Raw genomic sequence first — 12767 nt, 5'->3', positions numbered from 1 at the left:
GCGTCAGATGCGGTGCATCGCAAAGCGCCGGAGCGTCCTAATAGCGGAGCTATTCGGGCGTTTCGGCAACGCGGCGTGGGGGCACCTCCCAGCGTTAGCTGGGGGAGTGCCGTAGCTGTCGTCGTGCGCCCGCCAGGGATTACGGGACAGCCCTTAGGGGGCGACGGCGGTGACCGTCTGCCGGGCGGCTTCGAGGAGTTGCTCGTCGGCGTTCATATCGGCGTCCTCGGAACCGGCGTGGAGCGGGAGCCGGGTGCGTCGGTCGATCAGTGCGCGCAGGTGCGGGAGGGCCGGGCGGGCGTGCTCCCCCATGGCGGCCAGGGTGGCCATGGCGACGGGGCCGAAGAGATCGTCGTCGAGGTACTGCGGGAGTACGGCGAGCAGTTCACCGGCGGCGGCCGGCCCCTCGTGGCGCCACACGGCCCGCGCACCGAACACCTGCATACCGCCGGGCCGGGTGAAGACGAGGTCCCGCAGCCGGCGGGACTGCTCCGGTGTCAGACCGCCGTGGTCGAGCAGCCACTCGAAGAGAGCGGAGCGATCGGGCACATACCGCCGCAGCCGCGACGGGGAGCGCAGCGCGGACTCGATGAAGTGACGCTCGCCGGTGATCCGGGAGAGGGCGAGCGCCCGGTAGCCGGCGCGCTGCCGGGATTCCCTGGTGAGCCGTTCGAGCAGTGGCACCGCGGCCTCCGCGGGAGCGCCGATCCGGCCGAGCGCGGTGACGAGGTGGAGTTCGCGGTGGTGGGCCCACTCGGCGCCCTGGGCGTCGCGCAGGGCACACTCGGTGCGGAGGGCCTCGATGAGTTCGGGCACGCAGGCCGCCGCCGCGGGGCCGAGGTCGTTGCTCATCGCGGTGGCCGTCAGCACCGAGAGGGAATCGCCGGAACGGAGCAACTGCCTGACGAACGGGACGAGTTGGCTGGTGTCTGCGGTTCCTGAGCGCAGCAGGCCGCGGACTGCGGCGACCGCCCCGGCCGGTGGTGCCCCCGACGCCAGCCGGGCGTGCACGGACGGGGCGGCGCGCGGGTCGTCCACCGTGGCCAGGGCGTAGGTGATCGTCCAGGCCGTGTCGGAGAGGGGCTGGTGGGTGGCGGGCAGGAGGGCCGCCAGGTCGTCGGCGGCGAGCCGGGTGGCGGTGCGGGAGGCGCAGAGCGCGTCCACGGCGAGGTCGCGCAGGGCCGGCGGTGCGGTGCGGACCAGGGCCGCGAGGTGCGGGGTCAGGGCGGCGGGGGCGGCCCGCCAGATCTGGAGGGCCCGCCGGGCGAGGTGCACCCCGACCCGTCGGCCGTAGGCGCCCGCCGCACCGGTCAGCAGCCGGGTGGCGGTGGCGTAGCAGTGTCGCTCCCGGTCCTGCCGGGACAGGGCGTCGCCCCAGCGGCTGCCGAGGGTCCGCGCACGGTCCGCGTCCCGGTTGGACAGCGCGGCCAGCTCCGCCACCGCCTGCGCGTCCAGGGCGGCCCACTCCTCCTCCGGCGCCGCTCTCAGCTCCGCGATACAGGCGGCCAGGCGGATGCCGGGGAGCGGGTCGGTGCGCAGCGGTCCGGGCGGGCAGGGGGTGTGCGGCAGGTGGAACAGCAGTGCGTCGGCCAGGGCGATGCGGGTGGCGGGGTCGGTGTGGGTGTCGAGCGCCGTACGGGCCCGGTCCGTGCCGCCGGCGCGCACGAGGAGGCGGACGGCGGCCCGGCGGGCGTCCGGGTCGGGGTCGTGGAGCCGGGCCGCTGCCGCCTCGATCGGGCCCTGCCATGACGGCGGGCCGTTGAAGGCCAGCTCGGTGAGCAGGGTGAGCGCGGTGCGGCGTACGGCGGGGCGGTGGTGGCCGGTGAGTTCGATCAGCTCGTGGGTGACCGGGCCGTCCCGGTCGGCCCGGACCGCGTCGAAGACGGCGGTTCTGAGCGGGGCGCCCGGGGTGAGGACGGAGCCGTCGAGGACCGCCGCGGTCACTGCGGCAGCGCGGTCGGAGTCGACGGCCGGCGGGGCGGGGACCGGGTCCTGGCCCGGGGTCCGCGCGGTCATCGGGTGGGGCGGTGGCCGCCCTTCCTGTAGGTCATGCGGAGGATCATGACCCACGGGAAGGGATCCGGCAACCGGCTTTCGGGGAGCGGGCGACGGGGCGGGGCAGTGGTGCCCGCCCCGCCCGGTCCCGCCTACAGCGGTGCGATGTCGGTGAGTTCACCGCCCTCCGTGGACAGCCAGCGGGTGATGCCGAGGTCCCGGAGGAACGTCAGATCGTGGCTGACGACGAGCAGGGCGCCCTCGTAGGACTCCAGGGCGGTGACCAGCCGCCGGACCGACGCGAGGTCGAGGTTGTTCGTCGGCTCGTCCAGCAGCAGCAGCTGCGGGGCCGGTTCGGCCAGCATCAGCGCGGCGAGCGAGGCGCGGAAGCGTTCGCCGCCGGAGAGCGTGCCCGCCCGCTGGTCGGCGCGGGCGCCCTTGAACAGGAAGCGGGCGAGCCGGGCCCGGATGCGGTTGTTGGTGGCGTCCGGGGCGAAGCGGGCGACGTTCTCGGCGACGGTCAGCGCGGGGTCGAGCACCTCCAGCCGCTGGGGGAGGAAACGGTAGGGGACATGGGTCTCCGCCGTACCGGCCGCCGGCGGGATCTCACCGGCGACGGTCCGCAGCAGAGTGGTCTTGCCGGAGCCGTTGGGGCCGGTCAGCGCGATCCGCTCGGGGCCGCGTACCTCCAGATGGGCACGGCCGCCGTAACGGGCCTGCAGGTCGCGCAGGGTGAGCACGCCCCGGCCCGGCGGTACGGCGGTGTGCGGCAGATCGATGCGGATCTCGTCGTCGTCCCGGACCGCTTCGGCGGCCTCGTCGAGCCGGTCCCTGGCCTCCTTGAGACGTTCGGTGTGCATGATGCGGTGCTTGCCCGCGGAGACCTGGGCCTCCCTCTTGCGCTCGTTCATGACGATCTTCGGCTCACGCTTGTTGGCGTTCATCTTGTTGCCGTAGCGGACCCGGCGGGCCAACTTGAGGTGGGCGTCGGCGAGTTCGCGCTTCTGGCGCTGTACGTCGGCCTCGGCGACCCGCAGCATCCGCTCGGCCGCCTCCTGCTCGACGGCCAGGGCCCGTTCGTAGGCGCTGAAGTTGCCGCCGTACCAGTGGACCTCGCCGTCACGGAGGTCGGCGATCCGGTCGACACGTTCGAGGAGTTCACGGTCGTGACTGACCACGACGAGCACTCCGGACCAGCCCGCGACCGCGGTGTACAGCCGCTGCCGGGCCGCCCGGTCGAGGTTGTTGGTGGGCTCGTCGAGCAGCAGGACGTCCGGCCGGCGCAGCAGCAGGGCCGCCAGCCGGAGCAGAACGGACTCACCGCCGGAGACCTCGCCGATGGTGCGGTCGAGGTCGATACCGGGCAGCCCGAGCTGGTCGAGGGTGGCGCGGGCGCGCTCCTCGACGTCCCAGTCGTCGCCGAGGGCGGTGAAGTGCTCCTCGCTCGGGTCGCCGCCTTCGATGGCGTGCAGCGCGGCGCGCGCGGCCGCGATGCCGAGCGCCTGGTCGACCCGCAGGGCGGTGTCGAGCGGGGCGTGCTGGGGGAGGTAGCCGATCTCGCCGGTGACCTTGACGCTCCCCCCGGTCGGGGCGAGTTCGCCCGCGATCAGTTTCAACAGGGTGGACTTTCCTGCCCCGTTGAGGCCGATGAGGCCCGTGCGGCCGGGGCCGACGACCAGGGGGAAGTCCTCCAGGACGGGGCTGCCGTCGGGCCAGGTGAAGCCGAGGCCGCTGCAGACGATGGACGCTGCGGACGTGGGGGTGGGGGACATGGACATACAGGTCTCCTGAGCGCGGGTGAGCGGGGTGGGGAATGCGCGGGGAGACACCGCGTCGGAACGCCGGGTGCGTCGGGTACGCCGTGCGGGTACGCCGAGGTCGCGGACGGGCCGCGCGAGGCATGATTCGCCGCTCCGGATACCGGAAGCGCAGGGCGAATCACCGCTCACGGGCGCGGTGTCTCAAGACCTCAGACGAGCAACGGCCTTCTCCGATCGGCGGCAACAGCAACGAGGTTGACGGTACGGGGGACGCCACCGAAAAGCAAACGCATTTTCTGTTGCGTTTATTCTTCCTTCCGGACGGCGTCCCCGGGCGCTACTCCCCCGCCCCGGCGCGCGGCCGCAGACGTACCCGCGCCGGGCCGGTCGCCTGGAGGGTGATCCCGGCGGAGACCGGCACCTCCTCGTCCACGGCTTCGAGTTCGTACGCACGCAGCAGCACGGCCAGCGCCAGCACGGACTCCAGCATCGAGAAGTGCTGCCCGATACAGGCACGCGGCCCGCCGCCGAACGGGAACCAGGCGTAGCGGTGCCGCTCCGCCTCCCGCTCCGGTGCGAAGCGCCGCGGATCGAAGCGCTCCGGGTCGGCCCACAGGTCCGGGTTGCGGTGGGTGACCCAGGGCGCGACCACCACATCGGCACCGGCCGGGATGCGGAAACCGCCGATCTCGGTGGCCTCCACGGCCCGGCGGCTGATGACCGGCGCCGCCGGATACAGCCGCATGGACTCCTTGAGCGCCTGCGTCAGATACGGCAGACGGTCCAGATCGGCGGCCGTGGGGGTGCGATGGGCCAGTACGCGGTCGATCTCGTCCCGGACCCGCGCCTGCTCCTCGGGGTGCCGGGCGAGGAGATGGAGGGTGAAGGCGAGGGAGGTCGCGGTGGTCTCGTGCCCGGCCAGCATGAAGATCAGGACCTGTTCGCGGACCTCGGTGGCGTCCAGGGAACCGTCCTCGTCATTGCCGGCCGCGGCGAGGAGCGACAGCAGATCCTCCCCCTCGCCGCCCGCGTCCCCGGCCGTTCCACGCGCCGCCCGCCGGTCCGCCACGATCCGGTCGCACAGCGCGTTCATCTCGTCGGTGGCGGCCCGCGCCCGCAGGTTCCCGGGGGTGGGCCACTCGCGCGGGATCTTCACGGGGACGTAAGCGCGCCGTACGACATATGCGTTGATGACCGGGGCGCAGCGGTGGATGGTGTCCACCGCCGCCTCCGCGTCCAGGCCGAAGAGGATCCGGGAGACGGTGCGCAGCGCCAGCCGGTTCATCTCGGGGACCAGGTCCACGGTGGTGTCGTCCGCGGTCCGCCAGCGGTCGGCGAGGGTGGCGGCCTCGGTGGTCACCGCCGACGCATAGCCGTCGACCCGGCGCTTGGTGAACAGCGGCTGCACCAGCCGCCGCTGTCGGAGGTAGTCGGCGTCCTGGCTGGTGAGCAGGCCGTTGCCGAAGGCCTGCCGGACCTCCTCGTAGAGCGGGTGGTCCTTACGGAAGTTGGCGGCCTGGGAGGCGAGGATCTGCTGTACGCCCTCGGGTGCGAAGACGGCATGGAACACGCTGCGCAGGCCGGGCGGCCCGGCTTCCAGGCGGACCACATCGCCGTGCGCACGCTGGGCTCCTAAAAAGGTGCTGAGGGAGTCGCGACGGAGGTCGAGCATCGAGCCGAGCACGGGAAGACCGGCCGGGCCGGGTATCGCGCGCTCCGGTGCGGAACCGGGCTGAGGGTGGGATTCGGTCACGGGCATGCCGGATGTCTATCCCCACGAGCCGGGTTTCTATCCCGCCGTCGTGCGTCATTGCGGCCCACGTAGCATGAATCGGTGATCAACAAGCCTGCCGGACGGACAGCCCCCGCGACCCCGTGCCGGGTCACCGTATGCCGCGGCTGCTGCTGCGGCGATGCGGCCAAGATCCCGGGCGTCGACCACGCCGGGCAGATACCCAGCCTGCGCGCGGCGCTCGACGGCGCGGCGCCGGTACGGGCCTCGGAGTGCCTGGACGTCTGTGACCAGGCGAATGTGGTCGTGGTCCAGCCGTCGGCCGCGGGGCGGGCGGCCGGTGGGCGCCCGGTCTGGCTGGGGCTGGTCAACGACGACGAGGTGCTGGCGGACATCGCCGACTGGATCCGCGCCGGCGGTCCCGGCCTCGCGGAGCCGCCGGGCGTGCTCGACCTGTACGCGTTCACGGTGTCGCGGCGGGTCCGGGAGGGGCTGGAAGACACTCCCTAGGTGCCGGGACGCCGCCGCGTCCCCGCACCTCCCGGGCACCGCCACCGGTTACCGGAGTCTTACGGACCCGGGCCCGGCCCGCCCGCGCCCGCTCCCGATGGTGTTGGCTTCAGCCATGACGTACCTCCCGGGAAGGGCACACTGACCCTGTGCACCCCGCCACACCGCCCTCCGCGCCCCCGCCCGTCCCCTCCCACGGGCCGCCGCGCCGTGTCCTGGTGGTCGAGGACGACCCGACCGTCGCCGAGGTCGTCACCGGCTACCTCTCCCGCGCCGGCTACACCACGGCACACGCCGCCGACGGTTTCGCCGCCCTCGACCGGGCCGCGGACTTCCGTCCGCATCTCGTCGTGCTCGATCTGATGCTGCCGGGCATCGACGGCCTGGAGGTGTGCCGCCGGCTGCGGCGCGGCGACGGTCCCGCGGTTCCGGTGGTGATGCTGACGGCGCGCGGCGAGGAGGCGGATCGCATCCTCGGCCTGGAACTGGGCGCGGACGACTATGTGACCAAGCCGTTCAGCCCGCGGGAGCTGGTGCTGCGGATCGGCTCGGTGCTGCGCCGTGCGGAGTCCGCGCCGCCGGCCGCGGCGCCCGCCGCCGTCCTGCGGGCCGGGGATCTGACTGCCGACCCCGGCGGCCGGCGGGCCGAACGGGCCGGGCGTGCGCTCTCCCTCACCGCCCGCGAGTTCGATCTGCTGGTCTTCCTGATGCGCCACCCCGGGCGGGTCTTCGCCCGGGAGGAGCTGCTGCACCGGGTCTGGGGCTGGGAGTTCGGCGATCTGTCGACGGTGACGGTGCATGTGCGGCGGCTGCGCGAGAAGATCGAGGCGGATCCGGCCGCGCCACGGCTGGTGACGACGGTCTGGGGCGCCGGTTACCGCTTCGACGCCGTGGGGGACGAGCCGCCGCCGGAGGACGACCTCCTGCGGGGAGACGGACTGCTGTCATGACGGACTTCCTGGTCATCGTGGCGCTGGCGGCGCTCGGCGCGGCGCTGGCGGGGCTGCTCGCGGCGCCCGCGGTACGGGCGTTGCGGCGGCGCTCGGTCGCGCTGTCGCTGTTCGCGGTGGCGGCGCTGGCGGTGGCCGCGATGGCGGCGGGGACGGTGGCGGTCGCCCAGGCGATGTTTCTGTCCGGGCACGACCTGGGCGTGGTGATGGCCGTGGTGGCCGTCTCCGGGGTGGTGTCGCTGGCGGCGGCGCTGCTCTTCGGACGGCGGATCGCGGCGGGCAGCCGGGAGCTGGCGCGCTCCGCCCGTACGGTCGGCAGCGAGGGCGGTTTCGTGGCACCCGCCGAGCCTCCCACCGCCGAACTGGCCGCGCTGTCAAGGGCGTTGGAGGAGACCAGCGGACGGCTCGCCGAGGCGCGGGAGCGGGAGCGGGCGCTGGATGCCTCCCGGCGGGAGCTGATCGCCGGGATCTCGCACGATCTGCGCACCCCGCTCGCCGGTCTGCGGGCGATGGCCGAGGCGCTGGAGGACGGGGTCGCCGAGGACACCGCGCGCTATCACGCACGGATGCGGATCGAGGTGGACCGGCTGGCCGCGATGGTCGACGACCTCTTCGAACTGTCCCGTATCCAGGCCGGGGCGCTGGCCCTGACGCTGTCGCGGGTGTCGGTGTACGACCTGGTGGACGAGGCCCTCGCGGGCGCCGGGCCGCTGGCGCGGGCGAGCGGGGTGCGGCTGGTGGACGGCGGGGTGGTACCGCTGCCGGTGCGGGTGGACGCCCAGCAGATGACCCGCGTCCTGGGCAATCTGCTGGTCAACGCGATCCGTGCCACGCCCGCCGACGGCACCGTCGCGGTCAGCGCCCGGCACGCGGAGGGCCGGGTGGTGCTCGCGGTCGAGGACGGCTGCGGCGGCATCCCTCCGGAGGATCTGCCGCGGGTCTTCGACACCGGCTGGCGCGGCGGTGCGGCCCGCACCCCGCGGGCGGACGGCAAGGGCGGCGCCGGACTGGGGCTGGCGATCGTCCGCGGCATCGTGGAGGCCCATGAGGGCCGGGCGACGGTACGGAACACCGGGGCGGGCTGCCGCTTCGAGGTGGAACTGCCGGCGGCGGAGGCACAGGCGGAGCCGTCGACGGCGTGAGCGTACGGGCGCCCCGGCGTGCCTCAGTGGCGCACCGACGCCCCGTCCCGCTCCGCCGCGCCGGGGCCGGGCTCTCCGTGCTCCCCCTCCGCCGGGCGCACCGGCAGTTCGCGGACCGTCCGGACCGGAGAGAAGAGCAGGATCAGGGCGGCCAGCGGCACCCCGGCGGTCATGATCCACATGGCGGTGCGGACGCCCAGGGCGGAGCCGAGCGCGCCGCCGAGCAGCGCGCCCAGCGGCAGGGTGCCGTAGTTGAGGAACGAACTGCTGGCGACCAGACGGCCGAGCAGCGGCGGCGGACAGTAGCTCTGCTGGAAGCTCACCTTGAGGATGTTGCCGGCCACCACCCCTGCGGAGACGCCGAAACCGCCCGCCACATAGAGCAGCGTCCCGGCGCCCGGGGAGGTGAGCGGGATGAGCAACGCCGCGCAGGGGACGCCGAGTTCGAACAGGAGCATGGCGCGGGCGGTACCGATCCGGCCGGCCGTGCGGCGCACCACGAAGGCGCCCGCGATACCGCCCGTACTGGCCAGCGCCAGCAGCCCGCCGACCGCGCCGGGCGCCAGACCGACCTCGCGGACGAGGAAGACCGCCGTGAGGGACTGGTATCCCATCAGCGCGAGGTTGGAGGTGGCCCCGAAGAGCGTCAGCGTACGGAACCAGCGGTCACCGGCGACCAGCCGCAGCCCCTCGGCGACCTCCCCGGTCAGCGACCGCGGTGTGCCCTCCGGGGCCGCCGGGCGCGGTTCACGGTGCCGGATGCCGAGCAGGCACAGCAGCGCGACGAGGAAGGTGGCGGCGTGGGCGAACAACCCGTTGACTGCGCCCGCCAGTTGGGCGATGAGGCCGCTCGCCCCCTGTCCGGCGATCTGGGCCGCGGAGGCGCTGCCGTGCAGCTTGGCGTTGCCCTCGGCCTGGTCGGCGGGCGCGAGGAGGGTGGGGAGGTAGGCGCTGTACGCGGTCTGGAAGAGCACCGCCGCGGCACCGGTCAGCAGGGCCACGGCGATCAGCAGACCGAGATCGAGCCCGCCGTACCGGGCCAGGACCGGTACGGCGGCGAAGAGCACCATCGACAGCGCGGCGGCGGCCAGCATCAGCGGGCGGCGGCGCAAACGGTCCACCCACACCCCGACCGGGAGGCCGATCAGCAGCCAGGGCAGCCAGCCGCAGGCGCTGATCAGCCCGACCGCGAAGGTGGAGGCGTCCAGGGTGGAGACCGCCACCAGCGGCATCGCCACATTGCTGACCGCCGCTCCGAACTTGCCCGCCGTCTCCCCGCACCACAGCAGCCGGAAGTCGCGGTGGCGGCGCAGGAGTCCGCTCACCGCTCGTCCCGTTCCTTGCGGGGGAAGGACTGCAGCTGGACGAGCACGGGCCGGGCCTCCTCGGCCTCCGGGGTCGCCCCGTCCCGGGCCGCCGCGTCCCGGTGCCGGACAACCACTGCCTCCAACTCGGCGTTCAGCGCGGCGAGCTGCTCCGGTGTCAGCCGTAGGTCCTGCCAGCGGGAGAGGGTTCCGGCGTCGCGCCACTCGGGGCTCCACTCCTCGGCGAGGTAGGTGGTGACCTGGTCGAAGCCCCGGTGGACGGTTTCGTGCAGATAGACCGACAGGGCGCCCCGCATGTCGGGGTCGTCGCGGAAGTCGTTGGTGTCGAGGCGGCGGGCCGCCCGCACCGCCCGCCACCAGCGCTCACGCCGGGTGCCGCGACCGGTCTCCTCCTCAATGAAGCCGTGGTCGGCGAGGTGACGCAGATGCCAGCTGACCGTGCCGGTGTTCTCCCCGAGCCGCCGGCCGAGTCCGGTGGCGGTGTCCGCGCCGTCGAGGGTCAGCAGGTCCAGGATGCGCATCCGCAGGGGGTGTGCCAGCCCGCGCAGACTGCGGGCGTCCATACGGCGCACGGGAGGGGCGGTGGACGGCGTCGGCGGCGACGGGTCCGGCTCGGGGGCATCAGTCATGGACACCAGCCTAAGGTTACAGAGACTCCTCTGCACAGAGTTCTCTGCAAAGGACCCTCTGCAACCTGCCGCGCGCTAGGGGGTGTTGTTCTCGTGGTCCCACAACGGATGCTCGCGCCTGGCCCATTGGGCGTCGACCGACCCGGTGCGCAGACCGCGGCGGGACTCGGGGTCGCCGAAGGCCTTCCAGACGTGGCCGGCGATCACCAGGACCACGGCGAGCGCGAGCCAGTCGTGGACGAAGGTGGCACCGGTGCGCCACACCAGGGGCGCAAGGTCGGTGAACCACATCAACAGGCCGGTGCCGAGCATCACGAGGACCGCACCGGCGATCCAGGCGGCGTAGAGCTTCTGGCCGGCGTTGAACTTTCCGGCCGGCCGGCCGCCCCGGCGACGGAGGGCGGCACGCAACCACTGGCGGTCGTGCGGGCCGTAGCGGTTGAGGCGGGTGAGGTCGGCGCGCAGGGCGCGGGAGCCGAGACCCAGCAGCAGGGGGACGGGCAGCAGGATGCCGGACCACTCGTGGACGGTGACCAACAGGGCACGGCGGCCGACGAGTTCGGCCAGGAAGGGAAGGTAGAGACAGCCTGCCGTGAGGACACAGACGGCCATCAGCGTGGCGGTGGCCCGGTGCACCCGGTGTTCGGCGGGGGTGAAGCGGGGGACGCGGGGGCGGGCGGGGGCCGGCGCGGCGGGGCCGTCAGGTCGTGGGGGCATCGTCGCGTCCGTTCGACCGGCCGACCCAGGCGTCGACGTCATATCCACGGTCCTCCCAGTATCCGGGCTCGACTTCACCGGTGACGGTGATCTTGGAGAGCCACTTCGCCGACTTGTAGAAGTACATGGGCGCGACATAGAGGCGTACCGGACCGCCGTGCGCATGGGCGAGCGGTTTGTCCTGCATCCGCAGGGCGACCAGGACGTCGTCGCGGCGGGCCTGTTCGAGGGTGAGGGACTCGCTGTAGGCGCCGTCGAAGCAGGTGAAGCGGACGGCCCGGGCCTCGGGGCGGGCCCCCGCGGCGTCGAGCAGGGCGGAGAGGCGTACCCCTTCGAAGGGGGTGCCGGGCACCCGCCAGCCGGTGACGCACTGGACGTCGCGCACGAGCCGGGTCTGCGGCAGTCCGCGCAGGTCGGCGAGGCGGTAGCTGGTGCGGTGGCGCACCAGACCGTCGACCGTGAGGCGGTAGCTGTGGGCGTCCTTCTCCGGTACGGATCCGGTCACCGAGTAGTAGCGGAAGCCTCCGCCGCCCGGGAGCAGGCCGGACAGGCCGGTGGGGTCCTTTTGTGCGGCGGCGCCGAGGGCGCTGTCGTAGGCGCGCTGCAGGAAGGGTGCCGTCGCCACACCGGCGGCGCCCGCGGCGAGCATCCCGAGCACCACCCGGCGGCCCACGGGGGTGCCCTGTCCGTCCTCACCGCCGCCCGCCGCACGGGCCGGTTTCGCATCCCTGGTCATGCTTCGATTCGAGCACCGGGAGGACGCCGGGGCCAGCGTCCGGGCCCCGGCGTCAGACTTTCGTCATCAGCGCCACCGCGGTCAGGGGGCGGCGGTGTCCCCGGCCCGGCGGAGGGCGGTGTCCCTTGCGGCCCGGAACGCGCCGTCGGCGTCGCGGCCCGTGTACGACCACGGCGCACGGGTGGGGTGCGGGCCGATGCGCTGGAAGAGCGCTGCGGCCTCGGCCATCCTCCCCTCGTGGAACGTGGCATGGGCGAGGAAGTTGAGATCGACCTTGCCGCGGGGATGGTCCTCGCCGCCCCATTCCAGCCACCAGTCGAAGGCGTCCTGCAGGATCCGGTGGGCGCGCCGGGTGGACCAGTGGCCGCAGTCCGCCGGGTCGGCGGGTGCCAGGCCCCCGGCGGCCAGGACGCGGTAGCGCTCGGCGTGGGCCACGACGGGGAGGAGGGCGAGCGGCGAATCGGCGGGGGCGCGCGCCGCGGCGCGGGCGGCGAAGGCATGGGCCGGGTGCCGGGGGTCGTCGCGGGCGCCCGGTTGCTGTTCGGCCAGGGCGGCCGTCATGAGGTGGTGTGCGTGGTGGTGGTCGCGGTGCCGGGCGCGGATCTGCTGGAAGGCGTGGTCCCGGGCGTCCGGGGTGCCGGTGCGGCGGGCGAGGATCAGCGCGCCGAGCCAGGGCGTGGGGTCCTCGGGCACCATCCGGGCGGCGGTGGCACAGGCCTCGGCCGCGTCGTCGGTGCTGCTCTCGCCGTGCAGGGCGAGCCGGACGGTGGCGAGGGCCAGGAGGGTGGCGGCATCGCCGCTGTCCGGTTCGGCGAGCCGCCAGTCGCCGGCCCAGGCGGCGCTGCCCGGCGAGGTGGCCAGGACGGTTAACCGGTGTCCGCGCAGGTCCCAGTCCTCGCCGGTCCCGGCGAGCAGGCTGCGCACCCGGGCCCACTGGCCAAGCGCCAAGGCGTCGGCGGCGATGGCCAGTTGGGCGTCGTCCAGGGTCGGGGCGAGGACCGGGCCGCCCGGACAGCGGGCACGTCTGAGCGGCGGCGGTGGCGTCGGGGAAGGGGAAATCGAAATCACGGGTCAGGGGCTCCATGACGCGCCGCACCGGCCCGAACAACCCCCTGAGTCGCCCTCAGTGGGGTGGGACCGGATCCGTGCGCGCCTCTACAGAGGGTGATGGCTTGGTCCGCACCAGTCATCACGCAAAGCAAAGCGCTACGTAGAGCTCCGCGTCAAGACGGGAAGGGGAATGGCTGAATCCGCCAACCCCCCTTCCGTAT

11 protein-coding genes are annotated in these 12767 nt (G+C 73.8%); 3 read left to right on the top strand and 8 right to left on the bottom strand.

From position 1 onward, the window contains the following. Window positions 1-153 precede the first annotated feature (153 nt). The 3 genes from SLV14N_RS31460 to SLV14N_RS31450 form a co-directional block, all read right to left on the bottom strand. Window positions 154-2016: a hypothetical protein gene (locus tag SLV14N_RS31460; RefSeq protein ID WP_263272003.1), complete on the bottom strand. Its 1863-nt coding sequence runs from the start codon at window positions 2014-2016 to the stop codon at window positions 154-156. 131 nt (window positions 2017-2147) lie between these two features. Next, window positions 2148-3773 carry an ABC-F family ATP-binding cassette domain-containing protein gene (locus SLV14N_RS31455; RefSeq protein WP_263272001.1) on the bottom strand — a complete coding sequence of 542 codons (1626 nt, stop codon included), beginning with the start codon at window positions 3771-3773 and terminating at the stop codon, window positions 2148-2150. A gap of 319 nt (window positions 3774-4092) precedes the next feature. Beyond that, window positions 4093-5514: a cytochrome P450 gene (locus tag SLV14N_RS31450; protein ID WP_263271999.1), complete on the bottom strand. Its 1422-nt coding sequence runs from the start codon at window positions 5512-5514 to the stop codon at window positions 4093-4095. 75 nt (window positions 5515-5589) lie between these two features. Here SLV14N_RS31450 and SLV14N_RS31445 point away from each other — a divergent pair, with 75 nt between their 5' ends. The 3 genes from SLV14N_RS31445 to SLV14N_RS31435 all read left to right on the top strand — a co-directional run bounded on the left by SLV14N_RS31445 (window position 5590) and on the right by SLV14N_RS31435 (window position 8089). Further along, window positions 5590-5997, top strand: coding sequence for a (2Fe-2S) ferredoxin domain-containing protein (locus SLV14N_RS31445; RefSeq protein ID WP_263271997.1), 408 nt, complete (start codon window positions 5590-5592; stop codon window positions 5995-5997). A gap of 149 nt (window positions 5998-6146) precedes the next feature. Next, the gene (locus SLV14N_RS31440; protein ID WP_208685617.1) at window positions 6147-6947 is read left to right on the top strand and encodes a response regulator transcription factor; all 801 of its coding nucleotides are present in this window, start codon (window positions 6147-6149) and stop codon (window positions 6945-6947) included. Continuing rightward, window positions 6944-8089, top strand: a complete 1146-nt coding sequence (locus tag SLV14N_RS31435) for a sensor histidine kinase KdpD (RefSeq protein ID WP_208685614.1) — start codon at window positions 6944-6946, stop codon at window positions 8087-8089. Before SLV14N_RS31440 ends, SLV14N_RS31435 begins: the two co-directional genes overlap by 4 nt. Before the next feature lie 23 nt (window positions 8090-8112). Here the strand turns inward: SLV14N_RS31435 and SLV14N_RS31430 are convergent, their stop codons facing one another. From SLV14N_RS31430 to SLV14N_RS31410, 5 genes are all read right to left on the bottom strand, one after another. Then, window positions 8113-9414: an MFS transporter gene (locus tag SLV14N_RS31430; RefSeq protein ID WP_263271994.1), complete on the bottom strand. Its 1302-nt coding sequence runs from the start codon at window positions 9412-9414 to the stop codon at window positions 8113-8115. Continuing rightward, entirely contained in the window at window positions 9411-9977 is a 567-nt protein-coding gene (locus tag SLV14N_RS31425) for a helix-turn-helix domain-containing protein (protein WP_208688187.1), read from the bottom strand. The genes SLV14N_RS31430 and SLV14N_RS31425 overlap by 4 nt, the downstream gene beginning before the upstream one ends. A 141-nt stretch (window positions 9978-10118) precedes the next feature. Beyond that, entirely contained in the window at window positions 10119-10760 is a 642-nt protein-coding gene (locus SLV14N_RS31420; protein WP_263271992.1) for a cytochrome b/b6 domain-containing protein, read from the bottom strand. Further along, a complete protein-coding gene (locus SLV14N_RS31415) occupies window positions 10744-11496 on the bottom strand; it encodes a molybdopterin-dependent oxidoreductase (protein WP_263271990.1) in 753 nt (250 codons plus the stop codon). The genes SLV14N_RS31420 and SLV14N_RS31415 overlap by 17 nt, the downstream gene beginning before the upstream one ends. An 81-nt stretch (window positions 11497-11577) precedes the next feature. After that, on the bottom strand, window positions 11578-12555 hold the full coding sequence (locus SLV14N_RS31410; protein WP_208688186.1) for a hypothetical protein: 978 nt from the start codon (window positions 12553-12555) through the stop codon (window positions 11578-11580). Between the last annotated feature and the right edge of the window lie 212 nt (window positions 12556-12767).

Source organism: Streptomyces sp. Je 1-4 4N24 (genome assembly GCF_026239515.1).
Classification (GTDB): Bacteria; Actinomycetota; Actinomycetes; order Streptomycetales; family Streptomycetaceae; genus Streptomyces; species Streptomyces nigrescens.
This window is presented reverse-complemented; position numbering and strand designations above follow the sequence as displayed.